Below are 19599 nucleotides of genomic sequence, written 5' to 3'. Positions count from 1 at the left end.
AAATTATTTTTTAAGTTTACGCTGACGGTCAAATATCCCCTGCAAACCGTCCTGTAACCACTCAAAACATGAGGGATCTTCTTCCTGAGCTGCCTGCTTTAGCAGAATTGAAGTCGGATGTAATAATTTCTGAGTGAGACGATGGGAAAAGTTTTGCAGGACTTCAGCTGCATCTTTTCCGGCCTGCAAATGCTCCAGCGCCAACCGCAACTCATATTCAGTCAAGTGCTGGCCCTGTTCACGATAAGCAGCGATAGTACTGCCAGCCTGCTGGACCTTTTGATGGGTAATAAGCTGGGTCGCCAGCTGGTTAACCATAATTTCAGCTTCAACCGCAGCCTGACGTCGCTGGGCAAGGTTCTCATCAATAACACTTTGCAGGTCATCAACGCCATACAGATATACACCATCTAGTGACGCGACTTTTGGCTCAATATCACGCGGAACAGCCAGATCTACCATTAACATCTGCTGGTAGCGCCGTTTTTTTAATGCTGTTTTCACATCACGATAAGAAATTACCTGATACAGGCTGCCTGTACAGCTTGAGATTACATCAGCACGGTACAAGTTACTGGCCAGTTCCGAAAATTCCAGAATCTCGACCTCTACCTGATGAGCAATCTCCTGCGCCAAATTCTCTGCCCGCTCGCGACTACGATTACAGATCAGGATTTTACCTACACCCATTTCAGCTAGGTGTTTAGCTACTAAACTGTTCATCTCTCCAGCAGCCACAACCATTACAGTCAACTCTTGTGGCTGGCTAAAGACCTGCAGGGCAAGCTGAGCAACTGCATAACCCATAGAGACTGCATGACTACCTACAGCAGTTTCTGAACGTACACGTTTAGCTGCATAGAAGGCATATTCAAAAATGCGGTTTAGTGCCGGTGAAACCATATGGGCTTCTTTTGCAATCGACAGTGCCTGTTTTACTTGACCCAGAATCTGCGGTTCACCCAGCATTAAAGAGTCTAAACCGCTGGCAACACGCATCAAGTGAGTAATCGCCTGAGCATCTTCATAACGGTAAGTATGTTTGATGAGCTGATTGACATCTAAACCATTTGCATGGGCGAGCCAGTCCAATACCATATCAGCATGCTCTGCCATGGCATAGACTTCTGTTCGGTTACAGGTCGAGACCACCACCATATCATTCAAGACAGGATGCTGACTTTGCTCGGCAAATAAAGCGTTTAACCGCTCAGGGTTAAAAGCGATCTGTTCTCGCAACTCTACAGAAGCAGTTTGATGGTTGACCCCTAATGCAAAGAAAGACATATCAGATCATCATTTCACTAAATTTATGTTATTGTGCAACATCGGTGTCATAAAAAGCATTAGCTGGATCAATAAAAATTGCGTCAAATCAATAGCCGACTATCCGGCATGACTATACGGCGATATTCTACCACAGTCTTACTGGTAGGTAGCATAGCCTCGACCGCTCATCTTAGGGCATCGGGCGATATTTATCATGAAAATCCTAACTATAATGCCTTAAAACAAAGCATGATTGCCGAATTTGCACTCGCTTACGGTGATATTCCTACTGCGTTGCATAACTATACTGTACTGGCCATTAAAAGTAATTCAACCACTATCAAACAGCGTGCCCTGAATGTTGCCCTCGAACAGAATGATCTGAAAGCAGCCTTAGACATCGCGACACACTGGGTGGTTCAGGAACCTCAAGATGTTCCGGCTTTATTTTATCTGGCCCATATTTCTCTGAAAGCGCATGAATATGAGCTTGCCGCCGATACCCTGAATAAAATTCTTAATATTGATCCAAATGCTGATCTGGAACAGATTCTGGCAGGGATTGCCCCAGAGCTTCCAGAAGATCGCGAGATACTTTTAAATGCCTTACGTAGCAGTAAGGAAAAAAATAATCCTTCTATTCTGGTTTTAATCGCTGGCCTGGAAGCACAAAATGGTCAGCTAGAGCAGGCTTTAGTGACTATCAATCAGGCACTGCGCAAGCGGCCCAAAGTTACTGGTTTTATTCTGATGAAGGCCAACCTGTTAATGGCTCAGAATGACCAGCTAGCAGCCCAGCAATGGCTGGAAAAATCAAGCCGCAAACAGAAATATAATTTGGATATCCGGCTGGCAGAGGTCCGCTTTCTGGTCAAATCCAATCAGGCCGAATCAGCCTTAAAAAAGCTTCAAGGTATTTTAAAACAGTGGCCAGATGCTGAAGAAGCATTATTTATTGCCGGATTAACCAGTATTGATCTCAAGCAATATGAGCAGGCAGAAAAATATCTGGTAGAGCTACGTTATTCTGATCAGTATCAGAATGAGGCCTATTACTATTTAGCAGTAAATGCCGAGCGGAAACAGCATTACGAAACAGCGAAAGCTTATTATCGTCTAGTGGACGGTAGTCTATACACTGTATCGCGGCGGAATCTGGTCACTATTTTTGAAAAGCAAAACCAGCTGAATGATGCCTTGCGTTTTCTTACTCAAGAACGTGTCAATTATCCACAGCATGCCAGTTTTTTATACCAGGCTCAGGCAGAAATCTTGAAAAAGACGGGAAATAAAAAAGCAGCGCTGGCTTTACTTGATGAAGCAGTTAAAAACCTGCCAGATGACCCGGAGCTGATCTATGCCCAAGTCTTATTGCTTGATCCTTTTCAAGACCGGGAAAAACTGGACCAGACACTCAAACATTTGCTGGAAATAGAACCAAACAGTCCAACTTACCTGAATGCATATGCTTACACTCTCGCTCTGCAAAACCGGCGTCTAAATGAAGCGCGCCAGTATGCAGAGCATGCACTTGAGTATGCGCCGGAACAAGCCTCAATACTCGACACACTCGGGTACGTCTGCATATTGCAAAATGATTATGATACTGCCGTCCGGGTACTGGCCAAGGCCTACAGCCTAAGTCAGAACCTGAAAATTGGCGTACGCTACGCTAAAGCACTTTATATGCAGGGTTCACTCACAAAATTTAGTGAAGTGTTAAAACAGCTTAAACAAAAATATCATAATGATCCGCAATTGGATCAGTTAGATGCGTTATTGTTACCTCAACAATTTAAATAGAGTTAAACTTTCATGCGTTCTTTTTCTAAACTGGGACTCGCTTTGTGCGCTACGGCAACTCTGGCTTTTACCGGCTGTCAGCAATATACACAACCTCAAAATCCGGTTAACACCCAGCCAGAAAACAATCAATTTAATCTACAGGGAAAAATTGGGGTAAAAACTCCCAAGCAGTCAGGGAGTGCATTTTTTAACTGGGAACAGCAGCAGGATAATTTTGATATTGAACTGACGGGAATCTTAGGCGTAGGCAGAACACAAATTCAAGGCCGTCCGGGAGAAGTCACGCTGAATAGTGCAAAGACAGGCCTGATTCGCGCAACAACACCTGAAGAGCTATTGGAGCGTGCTACTGGATGGCAGGCACCGATTACTCACCTCGTACACTGGGTCCAAGGCAGACCGGCAAGCTTGAATGCTAAAATTAAAAAAGATGAACAGCAACGGATCAGTACCATTCAGGAACAGGACTGGAATGTCGAATTAAGCTATAATGGCAGTGCCCAACAACCTAATAAACTGATTTTAAAACAGCCACTTGCTGATGGCCAAGAAAACCGTATTACAATGCTAATCCAGAATCGCTAATCTGTTTTCAGCTGTGGTATTTAGTATGATCCGAGTTCCTTCACCCGCTAAACTTAACCTGTTTTTACATATTACAGGTCGTCGTGAAAATGGCTACCATGAGTTACAGAGTATTTTTCAACTAATTGACCTATATGACTGGTTGGAATTTGAAGTCAACATGACTGGAAAAATTCACATTGAAGGTCTAGGTAATGTACAGCTTGAACAGAATCTAATCTACAAAGCTGCATTATTACTTAAATCACACACTAAAAATTCTTCTGGTGTACAGATCAAAATTGAGAAAAATATTCCGATGGGTGCAGGATTAGGTGGAGGATCATCCAATGCTGCCACTACACTGATTATATTAAATCAGCTCTGGGATTGCGGTTTAACAATTGAACAGTTGGCTGAATATGGTGCACATCTTGGTGCGGATGTACCTGTTTTTGTATATGGTCACAACGCTTGGGCGGAAGGAATTGGAGAACAGTTAAGTTTCATTAACTTAGAATCGAAACAATACATAGTGCTCAAACCTGACTGTTTTATCAGCACTCAACTGCTTTTTTCACAAAAAACATTGACAAGAAATACGAAGCCCACTACATTTTGCGCCTATCAGTTAAAGCCATCTGCTTTCGGAAATAACTTTGAGCCACTGGCCAGAAGTTTATATCCAGAGGTTGATGAAGCCATGCGTTATCTCGATCAATTCGGTACTGCACGGCTTACAGGTACAGGTGCTTGTGTTTTCACTGAACTGACTTCTGACATGAAGCCAGACGATATTTTAAAGAATGCACCATGTAAAGCTTACCTGGTTCATAGTTTAGATGAGTCTCCATTGTGTCAGTTGAAAGTAAATTGATAGGGGCGTCGCCAAGTGGTAAGGCAGCGGGTTTTGATCTCGCCATCCGTTGGTTCGAATCCAGCCGCCCCTGCCATCAATACAATCATCCATTTTAGGGGCGTCGCCAAGTGGTAAGGCAGCGGGTTTTGATCTCGCCATCCGTTGGTTCGAATCCAGCCGCCCCTGCCATTTTCCTGTAAAAAGATAGAACGTTCATTTGCAAGTTCGTGTTAATTTACCTTGACATAACCATGCAAAAATATTAAAGTTCTGCCGCATTAGGGGTATCGCCAAGTGGTAAGGCAGCGGGTTTTGATCCCGCCATTCGTTGGTTCGAATCCAGCTACCCCTGCCATCTCATTCCATACATGCCAACCGCCAAGGGTGCTTCATGCCCAATCTTGTCGTTTTTAGTGGAAACGCTCATCCACAATTCGCTCAAAAAGTCGTAAGCCATTTACACATTCCGTTGGGAGCTGCTTCTGTAGGCCGTTTCTCTGATGGTGAAATTGCAGTAGAAATTACTGAAAATGTACGTGGTAAAGACGTCTTTATTGTTCAGCCTACCTGTGCACCGACCAACGATAACCTGATGGAAATTCTGGTTATGGCTGATTCATTGCGCCGTGCAAGCGCTGGTCGTATTACTGCTGTCATTCCTTACTTCGGTTATGCTCGTCAAGACCGTCGTCCACGTTCTGCTCGTGTGCCTATTACTGCTAAAGTTGTTGCTGACATGCTCACCACTGTCGGTATAGACCGTGTAGTGATGATTGACCTGCATGCCGACCAGATCCAGGGTTTCTTCGATATTCCTGTAGATAATATCTATGGTACCCCTGCACTGCTTGCTGATCTTCGTCAACAGTCACATCATAACCTGATGGTGGTTTCACCTGACGTAGGTGGTGTTGTACGTGCACGCGCAGTTGCAAAACAGATGGGTGATATCGATCTGGCCATTATTGACAAGCGTCGTCAAAAAGCCAATGAATCACAGGTAATGCATCTGATTGGTGATGTAAAAGACCGTGATTGTGTCATTGTTGATGACATGGTTGATACTGCCGGTACGCTTTGTAAAGCAGCTGATGCATTGAAAACTTTCGGTGCCCGTAAAGTGGTTGCTTATGCAACTCACCCGGTATTATCTGGTAAGGCTCTTGAAAACCTGAAGAACTCTGTGATTGATGAGCTGGTCGTATGTGACACAATTCCTCTTTCACAAGAAGCACTTGAGCTTGGCAAAATTCGTCAGGTATCGGTAGCTAGCATGGTTGCTGAAACAATTCGTCGTATCAATAACGAAGAATCTATTAGCGCAATGTTCGATAGTTACTTATAATAGCGCAGATTTTTTATAAACCCTGGCATAAGCTGGGGTTTTCTATTCACCAGACTGGTCGCAAGTCTGGTTTAACTTAAACTCAATGAGGAATATCTCATGGCTAATTTTACATTAAACGCTCAAGCGCGTGCTGCAGACGTACAAGGGAAAGGTGCGAGCCGCCGCCTTCGTCATGCTGCTCAACTTCCAGCAATTATCTATGGTGGTGATGCTGAACCTGTAGCAATTACCCTAGAACTTCGTCAGCTTGTAAAAGCTTTAGAAAACAATGCTTTTTTTGAAGAAGTTATTGAAATTGTTGTAGGCGACAAAACTGAAAGCGTAAAAATTCAAGCGCTTCAGCGTCACCCAGCTAAAAATACACCTATGCACGCTGATTTTAAACGCGCATAAGTGCTAAAAGGCAAAATTAGTGTCTAACATTTCACTGATTATTGGTTTGGGCAACCCAGGTACTGAGTATGCCCAAACCCGCCATAATGCCGGATTCTGGTTTGTCGAACGTCTGGCAGAACAATATGGTATTACTCTTAAAAATGATCCTAAATTCCATGGAATTAGCGGTCGTGGTCAAATCGAAGGACAAGATATCCGACTCTTGTTACCCACTACATTTATGAACCGTTCGGGGCAGAGTGTGGTACCCTTCGCAAAATTCTATCAAATTACTCCCCAGTCAATGCTAGTAGCGCATGACGAACTCGATATGAATCCTGGTATTATCCGGCTGAAAACAGGTGGTGGCCACGGCGGACATAACGGGCTTCGGGACATTACTCCGCATACCGGTCCTGACTTCCATCGTTTGCGTATTGGTATTGGACATCCAGGTTCTAAAGAGCGTGTTTCAGGACATGTCCTCAGCAAAGCCCCGCGCAGTGAGCAAGAGCTTATGGATGATGCGATTAGCCATACATTAAGTAAAATCAAGTTACTGGTTAATGGTGAAATACAGCAGGCCATGAACCAGATTAATGCTTACAAACCGGGCTGATAAAAACCTGCATTACTGAATAATCCATCTTGCCTTGACGCTCATTTAAGAGCAAAATGCGCAGCAGTTGCTTTATTGCACTCTGTATCAAGTGATTGATTTAACCCTAAGACCTATCCTGGTCGACCAAGGAGACGCTAGCCATGCTATCTCGTTTATTAAAATGCAAAATTCATCGTGCGGTAGTAACTCATGCTGAACTTCATTATGAAGGTTCTTGTGCAATTGATGGCGTTCTGATGGATCTAGCTGGCATCCGCGAATATGAAGAAATCCATGTATGGAACGTAACTAATGGCAAACGCTTTGCCACTTATGCAATTCGTGGTGAAGAAAACTCAGGGATTATCTCTGTAAATGGCGGTGCAGCCCATCAGGCAGATGTTGGAGATTTAGTTATCATTGCCACCTTTGGTGATTTTACCGAAGTTGAAGCCAATGCGCATAAACCGCGTCTCGTCTATGCCAATCCTGACAATACGGTAAATCACACTGCTAACTGTATACCGGTTCAGGTCGCTTAAAGTAAAAAAGATAATCTTAAAAAGCCCATGTATGGGCTTTTTTATATTTATAGCTGCACTTTACAGAAAAAGTATCTTAAATTTCATACAGTAATAACATACCCAAAAGGCATTTAGACTAATTTATTCTAAATATAGAACCGATCGTTCTATAGAAAAACATGATTATTCACTTAAAATTGCATTATAATTGAGCTACATCGCTTCAGGGCGGGGTGAAATTCCCCACCGGTGGTAAAGTTGTTTCAATATAAAATCAGCAAGCCCACGAGCGTATTACCTATTTAAAGTACTACGCAGATTTGGTGCAATTCCAAAGCCGACGGTATAGTCCGGATGAAAGAAGACGAGATTACCCTTATGTATATTTATATAGGGGTCGTTATATATTTCATATCTGTCCTGAAATGTTCCACTGTATTTTCATTTACGTGAGCGTTTCATATGTCTAGTTTAATTCAACCCGAACTGTTTTTTTCCGCTTTATCTCCTGCTGAGCAACGTATTCAGCAAGCTCTAGAAGATATTCGCCAGGGTAAGCCTGTACTGGTCATGGATGATTTTGACCGGGAAAATGAAGCTGATCTGATTGTAGCTGCTGAAACCCTCAATGTTGAAACCATGGCTCGCATGATTCGCGATGGTTCTGGCATCGTCTGTTTATGTCTTACCGAACAAGCTGCAGATCACTTAGAACTTTCGCCAATGGTGAAGCACAATTCCAGCCATTTTCATACTGCTTTTACAGTAACTATTGAAGCAGCTCAGGGGGTGACGACTGGCGTTTCAGCAAAAGACCGGGTAACTACTATTCATGCTGCAATTAAAGACGGCGCTGTGGCAAGTGATTTAAATCGTCCTGGCCATGTTTTTCCCTTGCGCGCACGAGACGGCGGTGTGCTGGTTCGTCGCGGACATACCGAAGGTAGTATAGATCTGGCACGTATGGCTGGCCTTAAACCGGCAGGGGTGTTATGTGAGCTGACCAATCCTGACGGAACTATGGCTACAGGTATTCAGGTACTGGCATATGCCCAGACTCATCACCTTACCGTAATTACCATAGAAGAGCTGGTTCAATACCGCATGCAACATCAAATCTAAAACTTAACAGACTTTTAGAATAGCCTCTCAGGAGGCTTACTCATCATCTTCCATATACAGCAGATTTTGTCGTATATCCCCTGCCCGTAACCAAGCCAGTTCATAACTGGCTTTAGCCAAAGCCAATACTTTTTGCTCAAATAGTTGCCATAATGGTTTGATCTGCTCAGCACTGATACCCAAACCACTCTCTTCAGCCAGATTCTTATTTTTTTCACAGATTTTAAGTGCATGGTATAACTTGCGTCCCTGACTTGCATTTTCCAGCAGACGTACCCGTTTTGATAAAACGAACTCCTCGACTTGTGCCAGCTGGGCCATCGGGAGCATAGGTACTAAAATCTGGTCCAGCTGGGCATCGAGTCGTTGCCACACTGCCATACGCTCTTCAACCGTATACGTATTCCACTGGATCACTTCATGATTAAAACGCCGGCACCCCCGACAGACCTGATCACCAAATACAGTTGAACAACGTCCAGCACATGGTGTCAGGGATGGGATACGGCGTTCAGTATTCAAGACAGGCTCCTTTCAATAAAAACCATAACAGCCATATGGTTTTCTCGCTTCTTCATAAAATTCGCGCTAAAATACGCGCCTTAATTTCCTATCTTAATACATTTGGAGTCTTCCATGAACGCTACTGTAGAACAGCTTGCACCTGTAGAACAGCAAGCGACCACTGACTGGGTTGTTGCCGCACTATATCAATTTAAAGAAGTCCAAGATCCAGCCGATCTTCAGCAGCGTCTTCTTGATCTGGTACAAGCTATGAACTTATGTGGGACTCTTATTGTAGCAGGAGAAGGTATTAATGGGACTGTAGCAGGCGACCGCAATGCTATTGATACTCTTCATCAGTTTTTGCTGGGCGAAGGGTTTAACGAAATGGAATATAAAGAGTCCCATAGTGCGGACAAACCATTTCGTAAGATGAAAATCAAGCTAAAAAAAGAAATCGTAACGCTCGGTGTACCGGTAAAACCACGTGACCTGGTCGGCCATTATCTTGACCCGAAAGAATGGAATGAGCTCATTGCACGCGATGATGTAATTCTGATTGATACACGAAACGACTATGAGTATAAGGCGGGTACATTTAAGGGCGCAATTGACCCTAAAACCGAAACCTTCCGTGAATTTCCCGAGTACGTAAAAAAGAACCTTGAACAGCATAAAGACAAAAAAATTGCAATGTTCTGTACCGGGGGCATTCGATGTGAAAAATCAACTTCATTACTTTTACAAGAAGGTTTTAATGAGGTTTACCATCTCAAAGGCGGTATTTTAAAATATCTAGAAGAAACACCACCGGAAGAAAGCCTCTGGGAAGGTGAATGTTTTGTCTTTGATGGGCGTACTGCTGTTACTCATGGCGTGGAAGAAGGACAGCACAGTAAATGCCATGCATGTGGATGGCCATTAACGCCTGAAGAAATTGAACTGCACAGCTATGAACATGGCGTATCTTGCAAGTACTGTATAGATAAAACAACAGAAAAACAGAAGGCAGGTTTCCGTATGCGTCAGTCTCAAATTGCTGCAGCAAAACGTAAACGTCTATAATTCTTTAATGTAATCTATATGTTAAAAACCGCATTAGTTTTGATGTGGTTTTTACGTTTTATCACATTCACTCGCAAACCCGCTATAGTTTTCTACATTTTCACTATCTGAAGCTTATTGTATTACTCATTAATCTTGCTAATCTACACACTGTTAGGTTTTGTTACCTTCTATTCACCATAAAAAATTTATAAGTCTATAGATATTACTCTTATAGGCAAATATGTGAATAAAACCATTCAGATTCATTTGCAGGAAGGCCAGATTTATGGAAATTAGTGAGCATACTGAATATCCAGCTTCTTCAAGCATTCATTCTTTACAGTCTAATCAGATTCAGGCTGAGCTAGAAAAACAACCCCATATTTTTATAGTCTTATTAGGTGCAATGATCGGTATCATCTTTGCGCTGTTTATTGCCTATCATTTGGAAGGAATGTTTCTTTCCTTACTCTGTATTGGTACGCTGCCTTTGTGTTTTGCCTACTTCTTGCGAAAAGTCTATATTCATACTTTAGTCAATTATCAGGAATAAACTCATCTACTTACATGATTTAGACAGAATAAAATAAAAGATTGGTTTTCACTGCAAAGTATAAATACCTAAACTGAATGGCGTGAGCTGGTCTATGAATCTTGATGAGTGGGTTATTTCAATCATGGAACAGTTAGGCTATCTGGGAATAGCCTTACTGATGTTTCTGGACAACATTTTTCCTCCTATCCCTTCTGAAGTTATTATGCCGTCTGCCGGTTATGTGGCGTCAAAAGGTGAATTGCTTCTAGTGGGTATTATTATTGCTGGTAGCTGTGGTTCATTACTGGCAGCGGCCTTACTCTACTGGATTGGCAGAAAAATACCTCAAGACAGGCTGCTTGATCTGGTAGACCGGTACGGTAAATATCTTTTCATCAAGAGAGCTGATGTTATTAAAGCCTTGAAATGGTTTGAACATTATGGGCATCGGATTGTATTCTTGGGCCGCATGGTGCCTGCCGTACGCTCACTGATCAGCATTCCCGCAGGCATGAGCCGAATGCCATTCTGGAAGTTCATGCTTTATAGTGGGCTGGGCACAGTGATCTGGACGACATTTCTTGCATGTGTGGGTTTTTATCTGGGTGAAAATCAAGACAAGATGCATGCGCTGATGAGTAATGTCGGCAATATGGTCATGGCTATTGTTGTAATTATTGCACTCTGTTTTGTATTTAAGCGCTACTGGAAGAAAAAACATTTCTCTTAGCAGCATTTCTTATCATAGCTGAACTTTCACAGCTATAATTTTAGTCTGCTAAATTTTGACGAAATTCCCTGTGAATTATAACTATGCTCATGATAACTATCTGATTCTGGCAAAAAACTATAAAAAAACACCCTGCATGAGGGTGTTTTTCTTTGAGAGAAACTATTCTGGCGTATGGTACATCAGATAGAGTTCATTGAGATTCTCTGGAATTTCCTCTGCCAATTCATCCATCAACTGGCCATTACGACGGAAAGATTCCATCTGCGGATCTTCTTCATCAACGCCACTGAACACCATAATCGGCAAGGTTAAGTCTACCAGCTGATCTTCAAACTCTGGCGTAAACCAGGCTTCCTCATTTAAGAACATGGCATCGACAAAACCAACTGACCAGTCGCCCAAGCTGGATTCTACATCAGCTTCCTCAATTTCAAAGGGAAACTCGATACCCTCTTCATTGGCAAGATTTTGCTGAAGTGAAGTCAACCAGAGCTTAATTTGGGTAATAATTTCTGCTGGCACTTTCTTGTGATTATTATCAAACAGCTCTTCAAGCCAGCGATCAAACTTCGGGCCAACCGCAATAGCACATAAAAAACCGTGAGTTGCTGCAAAATCTAGACCATACTCATTTTGGTCACCATCTAGATACTCGCTCAACAGGTCTAAATCTAAAGCACTCATCTTGAATCCAAATTAATAAATTAAGCCTAGAATAGCATTTCTCGACGGGATGCCCAATCGGGTTTATTCGTCATCGTCGAGATCATCGTCATCAAAGTCGTAATCAAAATCTTTCAGTTCTCGTTCCAGGCGACGTTGAGCTAGCAGGTCATCGATCAGACGACGTTTTTCCAATGATTCTTTCGCGCTGATTTTACTCGACGCCTCATCAAAGCTGACATCATCATCACCGTAGTTATCATCTAATTCAAAATCTGTAGAAGACACTAAAACTACCTCGTAGTAGAAAAATGTGAATGGGCCTAGGCGCTATTTATCTTTCTTCATTTTAATTGTCAAGATTTATTTGTTTTTTTTGAGAATTCCAGTTAAATAACTCTTTTTTTTAACGGCAAAATTGTGTATTTATGGAGGACTAACTGAGTGATGGGTTTAACCTGACAAAATTTAGGCCATTCACTTGAAAAAAATAATTTTAGCCCAACATTCAACAATAATTGTGAAATGAAATCTATTTATAAAATCATGCTTGACTGATCAAATCAGAAAATTTTGATGCGATTTGTGCTATCATGCACGGTTTTTCACTGCCACAGATTCAACGAAGAGTAAGCAAAGATGAGCGATATGCATTCCCCTACTTCTCAAGTAGCGGCTCTGATTAGCCGAGGCAAAGAACAAGGTTACCTAACTTACGCTGAGGTTAACGATCATCTCCCAGACTCAATCACTGAAAGTGAACAGATTGAAGACATTATCCAGATGCTTCAGGATGTGGGTATTCCTGTACACGAACGTGCTCCTGAATCTGATGATGCGATGTTTGAGGATAACGCCGAAGCTGCCGATGAGGTAGCCGAAGAAGAAGCTGCAGCTGTTCTTGCTTCAGTTGAAAATGAGCCAGGCCGTACTACAGACCCTGTACGTATGTATATGCGCGAAATGGGTACTGTCGAGCTTTTAACCCGTGAAGGCGAGATTAGCATTGCTAAACGTATTGAAGAAGGTATTCGCGACGTTCTTCACTCTATTGCTTACTGGCCAAATGCAGTTGAAGTTGTATTAAAAGAATATAAAGATTATCAAGAAGGCGAACGTCGTCTGGCCGATATTCTTTCAGGCTATCTTGATCCGGAATCTGATGAAGAAATTCCTGAAGTGATAGAAGATGCTGTACTGGAAGAAGATGAAGATGAAACTGCTTCGAAATCGACCAAGGAAGTTAAACTTGATGACGATGAAGAAGAAGAGGAAGAATCTGAATCAGATGATGATTCAGAAGCAGATTCGGGCCCGGATCCTGAAATTGCCAAAGTTCGTTTCACCGAGCTTGAGACAGTCTGGCAAGAAACTAAGTCAGTAATTGAAAAGCATGGTCGTGATAGTGCAGAAGCAAAGGCTGCACTTGAGGCTCTGGCATCTGTATTTATGATGTTTAAGTTTACTCCGCGCCTATTTGATATTATTTCTGAAATGATTCGTGGTACGCATGAGCAAATCCGTACTTCCGAACGTGAAATTATGCGCTACGCAGTTCGTCGTGGCCGTATGGACCGTACCCAGTTCCGCACCTCCTTTCCAGGACAGGAGTCAAACCCGGGCTGGCTTGATGAACAAATGGCAAAAGCATCTCCAGATATTAAAGGTCATCTAGAAAAAGTTCGTCCTGATGTTTTGGCATTCCAGCAGAAGATTGCTGATATTGAGAAAGAACTTGGTCTGAACGTTATTGATATTAAAGATATCTCTAAACGTATGGCAATTGGTGAAGCTAAAGCTCGTCGTGCCAAAAAAGAGATGGTTGAGGCCAACTTGCGTCTGGTAATCTCGATTGCCAAAAAATATACCAACCGTGGACTGCAATTCCTGGATTTGATTCAGGAAGGTAATATTGGCCTGATGAAAGCCGTAGACAAGTTCGAATACCGTCGTGGCTATAAGTTCTCAACTTATGCTACCTGGTGGATTCGTCAGGCAATCACCCGCTCAATTGCCGATCAGGCACGTACCATCCGTATTCCGGTGCACATGATTGAAACAATTAACAAGATCAACCGTGTATCACGTCAGTTACTTCAGGAAATGGGCCGCGAGCCAACACCGGAAGAGCTGGGTGAACGTCTGGAAATGGATGAGGTGAAGGTACGTAAGGTACTTAAAATTGCCAAAGAACCGATTTCAATGGAAACACCAATTGGTGATGATGAAGACTCGCATCTAGGAGATTTCATTGAAGACCAGAACATTACCTCTCCGGTAGACGCTGCAACTTCAGAAGGGTTAAAAGAAGCAACACGTGAAGTTTTAGAAAACTTAACCGAACGTGAAGCTAAAGTTCTGAAAATGCGCTTTGGTATCGACATGCCAACTGACCATACATTAGAAGAAGTGGGTAAACAGTTCGACGTTACCCGCGAACGTATCCGTCAGATTGAAGCCAAAGCTTTACGTAAATTGCGTCATCCATCCCGCTCTGAGCACTTACGTTCATTCCTGGAAAATGACTAACCGGGCTGGGACCGGTTTGAAATATAACCCGCTGCCCTCATATTTTAACTAACTGTTCAAGACGCCTGCTTCAGCAGGCGTTTTCTATCATTTTGAGGTGTCTTATGCTTGACCGTACCCCATCGCGTGAGCTGCGTGAAGAACTTTGGGTTTTCCCGATGGATTATCCTATCAAGCTCATCGGCAATGCTGGCGATGAACTGCGCATAGCAGTAATTGAAATTCTGCTTAAACATTTCCCTGATTTTGATGAAGCAACCTTAAAGATACAACCATCACGTACAGGAAAATACCACTCTCTTACTGCCCAGTTACGTTTCGATGAACTGGAGCAGGTTCATGCACTTTATGCAGACCTGGCCGCTTGCCCTTATATTAAAACCGCGCTTTAATTCAAAACCAGATATGAACAATATCTGGTTTTTTACTTTCTGATAGGGTCATTTTACTATGGCGGAACAAGTAACTGAATCTAAGCCCGCATTAACTGTACGCTGTTTTAAAGGATTACAGGACTATACCCCAACTTTTGAAGCCATGAAGCGCTTCACCGAGCAGCGGGATAAAGATACGCCCGATGAATTATGGTTATTGCAGCATAATAATGTTCTTACTCAGGGACAGGCTGGGAAACCTGAACATATCCTCCAGCGTCCAGATATGCCAGTAGTGCAGAGTGATCGTGGCGGTCAGGTAACCTGGCATGGCCCAGGTCAGCTAGTAGCTTATTTCATGTTTGATTTGAATCGATTGAAATGGAACGTGCGTACGCTGGTCAGTTTTGCCGAACAGTTCATGGTCGATCTGCTTAAAAAGTATGGAATTGAAGCATATGCCAAGCCAGATGCGCCGGGTGTCTATGTTGCTGACCGTAAAATCGGTTCTTTGGGATTCAAGATTCGTCGTGGCCGTAGCTATCATGGACTGGCATTAAATATTGACTGTCAACTGGACGGCTTTCATTGTATTAACCCTTGTGGTTATGCCGGTCTGAAAATGGTACGGTTAAATGATCTGCTGGATGACTACCCTACCTTTGAAAAACTGTGCCAGGACTTCATTGAATATCTAGACAACACCCATTACTTTAGTGAACTGCAAGTCAATAATGAATAAATGACTTTGCGAATGTTATAAAATACATTAGAGTATTTACTCTAAATAATAATATTTTTCAATAAAGGGATAAGCGAGTGATTTCTATAAACTCTGTAAAACCCGCTTTGCAGCAGGCTTATGTCAGGCTGATGATGGATATCATTGGACGCGGACTGGTCATGGCCAGTCAGGTTGACCATGAAATTCAGCAGGAAGTTGCAAAATTTCCAGAAGGATTTGTGTTGTCGATGACCGTATATCCAAATGGTCCGGCCTTTGTGGCACAAGTGACAGCAGAACGGCAACTTAAACTGTTAAATGATTTTAATGGCAAACCCGACCTGACCATCATGTTTAAACACCTGAGTCATGCATTCTTAGTTTTTTCCTTTCAGGAAAGTACTGCACAATCGTTTGCAAATGACCGTATGGTTGCCGATGGCGATGTAAGTTATGCAATTCGTCTGGTACGTTGCCTCAACAAAATGGAATCTCTGATCTTGCCAAAACTGGTTGCAGAGTTTGCAGTAAAACAATATCCGGCCAAACTTGGCTTAAAAGAAAAACTTAGTGGCGCTACCAATATTTATTTAAAAGTTGCCCAGTCCTATTTCAAACGGAGTACTTAACATGGCTAAACCTTATTATGAATTTTTCTGTCCAGTTAAAGTAATTGCAGGAAATGCCGCGTTAGAACATATTCCTTTTGAACTGGCTACTTTAGGCGCCAAGCGGCCGATGATCATCACTGATAAAGGCGTACGGGCTAATAATTTATTACAGCCGATTGAAGCAGCTTTTGAGTCAACTGACGCTGTGATTGGATGTATTTTTGATGATGTGCCACCGGATTCAAGTCTGCAGACTGTGCGTAATGCGGCACAGGCATACCGTGACAATAACTGTGATGCCATCATTGCTGTTGGTGGCGGTTCAGTGATCGACACCTCCAAAGCTACCAATATTTTAGTCTCTGAAGGTGGCGATGACCTGCTGAAATATTCCGGTGCACACAATCTGCCGAAAGCTTTAAAGCCATTTTTTGTAATTCCTACTACTTCAGGTACAGGTTCTGAAGTAACCATGGTAGCTGTTGTATCTGACACAGAAAAGAATGTGAAACTGGCTTTTGCTTCTTATTATCTGATGCCACATGCAGCTATTCTTGACCCGCGCATGACTTCCAGCTTGCCCCCCCATCTGACGGCCATGACCGGTATGGACGCACTTACACACTGTGTCGAGGCATACACCTGTCTCGCCTCCAATCCTCTAAGTGATGCTTATGCTGTCGCCGGTATCAAAAAAATCAGTGAAAACCTGTTTAAAGTTCTGGATCAGCCCAATAATGCACAAGGTCGTCTGGAATTGGCACAAGCCTCTACCATGGCTGGTATTGCATTTTCTAACTCTATGGTCGGTCTGGTTCACTCGCTTGGGCATGCACTGGGCGCGGTAGCTCATTTACCGCATGGTTTATGTATGAATCTGTTTCTGCCTTATGTACTGGAATATAACAAAAGCATTAATGGCAATAAAATCGGTGAGCTGCTGTTACCGCTTGCAGGTGCAGATACCTATGCCCAGACACCAGCAGAGCTGCGTGCAGACAAAGCTATTGCAACTATCCTGACCATGCGTGACCATCTATATAGCCTGACTAAACTCCCGAGAACCCTACGTGAAACTGGTAAAGTCACTGAAGAACAGCTCGATGAGGTGGCAGAAAAAGCCTTAAATGATGGCTCGATTATCTTTAATCCGAAAGAAGCCACTCTAGATGACCTGCGTGCGATTTTACAAAAAGCTTGGTAAAGGCTGGTTTATATAACTTTTGCGTCCAAAATTTAGACCAATTTTGGACGTTTTTCTTTTAAAACAGAAGACGACCTATCTGGGTAATATTTTAACTAACCAAAAAAATGCTAAAAAATCCTGCAAAGCTACTGACAATATAAATCATTTAAGATAGATTGGCGCGCACTTTGCTTTATTTCGTAGGGGGGATCGTTCGTCTCAAACGATCCTTAAATATAGCTGATCCTTGATCAACGATTATGAGGATAACGCCGTTGACTAATTTCACTGGGACGCAATCGGCAGCCAAACTGCAAAAAACGCTAGGCCTCTGGCACATTATTATTATTGGTTTGGCCTATATTCAGCCTATGACCTTGTTTGATACATTCGGTCTGGTATCTGAAGAAAGTCATTATCATGTACCTACTTCCTACATTATTGCCCTGATCGCAATTCTGTTTACCTCGATCAGTTATGGTCATATGATCCGTCGCTATCCATCTTCCGGGTCTGCATATACTTATGCCCAGAAATCCATTCATCCGAATGTCGGCTTTATGGTGGGCTGGTCATCCTGGTTAGACTATTTATTGTCACCGATGGTAAATATTATTCTGGCGGTCATTTATCTGGAAGCTTTATTTCCGGATGTGAATCACTGGGTATGGGTAATAGGCTTAACTGCCTTTATGACCGGTGTAAATCTGCGTGGTGCCAGATTTGTAGCGAATTTCAATAGTATAATCGTGTTTATACAGTTGGGCGTAATTGCCTATTTCACCTGGATGGTCTACAACCTCCTGATTGGTGGAGTAAATGCTGATGGTACTCTGGTCAATGCAAAATACCAGTTATGGAGTCTGGAACCGTTCTGGAACGAGATGACTAGCCTGGGTGCTTTAATTACCGGTGCAACTTTACTCTGCTTCTCATTTACCGGTTTTGACTCCTTAAGCTCACTGGCTGAAGAAACAAAAGATACTGAACGCACTTTGCCTAAAGCAATTTTCCTGACAGCTTTAATTGCAGGTGTGATCTTTATTATCAGCACCTACTTCATGCAAATCTATTTCCCGAATGATCCGAAGACTTACTTTGAAGATGTAGCGGCAACCCAGCCAGATATCCTGCAAGCTGTAGGCGGCGTGGCTTTCAAGACTGTTGTCCTTTATTTTGCAATTGTAACAGTCATGGCTTCAGGAATTTCAGCACATGCTGGCGTATCCCGCTTGATGTATGTCATGGGACGTGATGGAGTAATTAATAAAAAGATCTTTGGTCATATCAGTCCTAAAAGCTTCACTCCGTCTTACAATATTATGATTGTAGGTGCAGTTGCCTTAACTGCTGGGTTCATGGACCTGGATATTGTGATCTCAATGATCAGCTTTGGTGCGCTGACAGCATTTACATTTGTCAATCTGTCCGTAATTTCGCGTTACGCACTACGTGATGGCCGCAGCAAGAACCTCAAAGATATTTTTAACTTTGTAGTTATTCCAATGCTCGGTTTTATCAGCATTTTTGCAATGTGGCTAGAGATTGAAGAAACAGCATTGAAATATGGTTTATGGTGGGCCATGTTTGGTATTTTATACTTAGGTTATAAAACTAAAGGCTTTAAATACCCTGCTCCACAGCATAATGAATATGATGATCGCTGATCATAAAATATAAGAAAAGGAGGCGCATTGAGCGCCTCTTTTTTATAGGTTAATTTAGGTTAAAGCGGTTGAAACCCCTGCTGGCGCCATGCTTCATATACAATAACAGCAGTCGCATTTGATAAATTTAAACTGCGTGATTCGGGTGCCATTGGTAAACGAATCCAATGCTGTTCTGGAAACATCAGGCGTACCTGCTCAGGCAAACCACGAGTTTCCGGCCCCATCAGCAAAGCTACCGGACGGTTAAGATCAGCAGTATGCGGCGTTTCAAAGCCTTTAGTGGTTAATGGATAAACCGCATCTATACCAATTCCTTTGGTCTGCAAGTGTGCAAGGCATTCTTCAATATTTTCCCAGATCTGCATACGAGCCCATTCATGATAATCCAGCCCTGCACGTTTAAGCTTTTTATCATCAAGTTCAAAACCTAACGGTTTCACCAAATGCAGTTGAGCGCCAGTATTGGCACACAAACGGATAATATTTCCTGTATTTGCAGGAATTTCGGGCTCAAATAACACAACATGAATCACAAATATCTACTCTTTAAAATGG

Annotated in this window: 22 protein-coding genes, 3 tRNA genes and 1 riboswitch; of the genes, 20 read left to right on the top strand and 5 right to left on the bottom strand. The window is 42.7% G+C overall.

Going from position 1 to position 19599, the window contains the following annotated elements; translation table 11 throughout:
* Positions 1 to 3: 3 nt before the first annotated feature.
* On the bottom strand, positions 4 to 1287 hold the full coding sequence (hemA, locus tag ACRAD_RS03560; RefSeq protein WP_005024988.1) for a glutamyl-tRNA reductase: 1284 nt from the start codon (positions 1285 to 1287) through the stop codon (positions 4 to 6).
* 108 nt (positions 1288 to 1395) lie between these two features.
* On the opposite strand from hemA, the gene ACRAD_RS03555 reads away from it, so the two are divergent.
* The 11 genes from ACRAD_RS03555 (at position 1396) to ribB (ending at position 8468) form a co-directional block, all read left to right on the top strand.
* Positions 1396 to 3072, top strand: coding sequence for a tetratricopeptide repeat protein (locus ACRAD_RS03555; protein WP_005024986.1), 1677 nt, complete (start codon positions 1396 to 1398; stop codon positions 3070 to 3072).
* Between the two features lie 12 nt (positions 3073 to 3084).
* Positions 3085 to 3660: a lipoprotein insertase outer membrane protein LolB gene (lolB, locus tag ACRAD_RS03550; protein WP_005024984.1), complete on the top strand. Its 576-nt coding sequence runs from the start codon at positions 3085 to 3087 to the stop codon at positions 3658 to 3660.
* 25 nt (positions 3661 to 3685) lie between these two features.
* Positions 3686 to 4516, top strand: coding sequence for a 4-(cytidine 5'-diphospho)-2-C-methyl-D-erythritol kinase (gene ispE / locus ACRAD_RS03545; RefSeq protein WP_005024982.1), 831 nt, complete (start codon positions 3686 to 3688; stop codon positions 4514 to 4516).
* Position 4517: 1 nt separating this feature from the next.
* Positions 4518 to 4592: transfer RNA gene (locus tag ACRAD_RS03540), tRNA-Gln, on the top strand.
* A gap of 20 nt (positions 4593 to 4612) precedes the next feature.
* Positions 4613 to 4687: transfer RNA gene (locus ACRAD_RS03535), tRNA-Gln, on the top strand.
* Positions 4688 to 4778: 91 nt separating this feature from the next.
* A tRNA-Gln gene (locus tag ACRAD_RS03530) sits at positions 4779 to 4853 on the top strand.
* 36 nt (positions 4854 to 4889) lie between these two features.
* A complete protein-coding gene (locus ACRAD_RS03525; RefSeq protein ID WP_005015785.1) occupies positions 4890 to 5843 on the top strand; it encodes a ribose-phosphate pyrophosphokinase in 954 nt (317 codons plus the stop codon).
* A gap of 99 nt (positions 5844 to 5942) precedes the next feature.
* Positions 5943 to 6239 carry a 50S ribosomal protein L25 gene (rplY, locus tag ACRAD_RS03520; RefSeq protein ID WP_005015793.1) on the top strand — a complete coding sequence of 99 codons (297 nt, stop codon included), beginning with the start codon at positions 5943 to 5945 and terminating at the stop codon, positions 6237 to 6239.
* Between the two features lie 19 nt (positions 6240 to 6258).
* Positions 6259 to 6840, top strand: a complete 582-nt coding sequence (gene pth / locus ACRAD_RS03515) for an aminoacyl-tRNA hydrolase (protein WP_005015797.1) — start codon at positions 6259 to 6261, stop codon at positions 6838 to 6840.
* A 143-nt stretch (positions 6841 to 6983) separates the two neighbouring features.
* On the top strand, positions 6984 to 7364 hold the full coding sequence (gene panD, locus ACRAD_RS03510; protein ID WP_005015800.1) for an aspartate 1-decarboxylase: 381 nt from the start codon (positions 6984 to 6986) through the stop codon (positions 7362 to 7364).
* A gap of 198 nt (positions 7365 to 7562) precedes the next feature.
* Positions 7563 to 7716, top strand: a riboswitch (FMN riboswitch).
* A gap of 92 nt (positions 7717 to 7808) precedes the next feature.
* Positions 7809 to 8468 carry a 3,4-dihydroxy-2-butanone-4-phosphate synthase gene (gene ribB, locus ACRAD_RS03505; protein ID WP_005024979.1) on the top strand — a complete coding sequence of 220 codons (660 nt, stop codon included), beginning with the start codon at positions 7809 to 7811 and terminating at the stop codon, positions 8466 to 8468.
* Positions 8469 to 8504: 36 nt separating this feature from the next.
* Here the strand turns inward: ribB and ACRAD_RS03500 are convergent, their stop codons facing one another.
* A complete protein-coding gene (locus ACRAD_RS03500; RefSeq protein ID WP_005015805.1) occupies positions 8505 to 8990 on the bottom strand; it encodes a DUF1289 domain-containing protein in 486 nt (161 codons plus the stop codon).
* A gap of 114 nt (positions 8991 to 9104) precedes the next feature.
* Between ACRAD_RS03500 and trhO the strand changes: the two genes are divergently transcribed.
* From trhO to ACRAD_RS03485, 3 genes are all read left to right on the top strand, one after another.
* Positions 9105 to 10037, top strand: coding sequence for an oxygen-dependent tRNA uridine(34) hydroxylase TrhO (trhO, locus tag ACRAD_RS03495; RefSeq protein WP_005024977.1), 933 nt, complete (start codon positions 9105 to 9107; stop codon positions 10035 to 10037).
* Between the two features lie 268 nt (positions 10038 to 10305).
* On the top strand, positions 10306 to 10572 hold the full coding sequence (locus tag ACRAD_RS03490; protein WP_005015809.1) for a hypothetical protein: 267 nt from the start codon (positions 10306 to 10308) through the stop codon (positions 10570 to 10572).
* A gap of 94 nt (positions 10573 to 10666) precedes the next feature.
* Entirely contained in the window at positions 10667 to 11284 is a 618-nt protein-coding gene (locus tag ACRAD_RS03485) for a DedA family protein (protein ID WP_005024975.1), read from the top strand.
* Positions 11285 to 11446: 162 nt separating this feature from the next.
* On the opposite strand, the gene ACRAD_RS03480 is transcribed toward ACRAD_RS03485, so the two are convergent.
* Positions 11447 to 11971, bottom strand: a complete 525-nt coding sequence (locus tag ACRAD_RS03480; protein ID WP_005015821.1) for a YecA/YgfB family protein — start codon at positions 11969 to 11971, stop codon at positions 11447 to 11449.
* 63 nt (positions 11972 to 12034) lie between these two features.
* Positions 12035 to 12238, bottom strand: coding sequence for a PA3496 family putative envelope integrity protein (locus ACRAD_RS03475; protein ID WP_005015822.1), 204 nt, complete (start codon positions 12236 to 12238; stop codon positions 12035 to 12037).
* A gap of 351 nt (positions 12239 to 12589) precedes the next feature.
* On the opposite strand from ACRAD_RS03475, the gene rpoD reads away from it, so the two are divergent.
* The 6 genes from rpoD to ACRAD_RS03445 all read left to right on the top strand — a co-directional run bounded on the left by rpoD (position 12590) and on the right by ACRAD_RS03445 (position 19041).
* Positions 12590 to 14479 (top strand): RNA polymerase sigma factor RpoD, encoded by a 1890-nt coding sequence (gene rpoD / locus ACRAD_RS03470; RefSeq protein ID WP_005015823.1) that lies wholly within the window; start codon positions 12590 to 12592, stop codon positions 14477 to 14479.
* 104 nt (positions 14480 to 14583) lie between these two features.
* On the top strand, positions 14584 to 14871 hold the full coding sequence (locus ACRAD_RS03465; protein WP_005015824.1) for a YbeD family protein: 288 nt from the start codon (positions 14584 to 14586) through the stop codon (positions 14869 to 14871).
* Between the two features lie 58 nt (positions 14872 to 14929).
* Complete coding sequence (lipB, locus tag ACRAD_RS03460) at positions 14930 to 15595, top strand: lipoyl(octanoyl) transferase LipB (RefSeq protein ID WP_005024972.1); 666 nt, start codon at positions 14930 to 14932, stop codon at positions 15593 to 15595.
* A gap of 77 nt (positions 15596 to 15672) precedes the next feature.
* Complete coding sequence (locus ACRAD_RS03455; protein WP_005024971.1) at positions 15673 to 16206, top strand: hypothetical protein; 534 nt, start codon at positions 15673 to 15675, stop codon at positions 16204 to 16206.
* A 1-nt stretch (position 16207) separates the two neighbouring features.
* Positions 16208 to 17392, top strand: coding sequence for an iron-containing alcohol dehydrogenase (locus ACRAD_RS03450; protein WP_005015831.1), 1185 nt, complete (start codon positions 16208 to 16210; stop codon positions 17390 to 17392).
* Positions 17393 to 17649: 257 nt separating this feature from the next.
* Positions 17650 to 19041, top strand: coding sequence for an APC family permease (locus ACRAD_RS03445; RefSeq protein WP_005015833.1), 1392 nt, complete (start codon positions 17650 to 17652; stop codon positions 19039 to 19041).
* A 59-nt stretch (positions 19042 to 19100) separates the two neighbouring features.
* Here the strand turns inward: ACRAD_RS03445 and ACRAD_RS03440 are convergent, their stop codons facing one another.
* The gene (locus ACRAD_RS03440) at positions 19101 to 19577 is read right to left on the bottom strand and encodes a tRNA (cytidine(34)-2'-O)-methyltransferase (RefSeq protein ID WP_005015835.1); all 477 of its coding nucleotides are present in this window, start codon (positions 19575 to 19577) and stop codon (positions 19101 to 19103) included.
* Between the last annotated feature and the right edge of the window lie 22 nt (positions 19578 to 19599).

The organism is Acinetobacter radioresistens DSM 6976 = NBRC 102413 = CIP 103788 (assembly GCF_006757745.1).
GTDB classification, from domain to species: domain Bacteria; phylum Pseudomonadota; class Gammaproteobacteria; order Pseudomonadales; family Moraxellaceae; genus Acinetobacter; species Acinetobacter radioresistens.
Note: the sequence above shows the minus strand (reverse complement) of the source record. Positions and strands in the feature narration are given on the sequence as shown.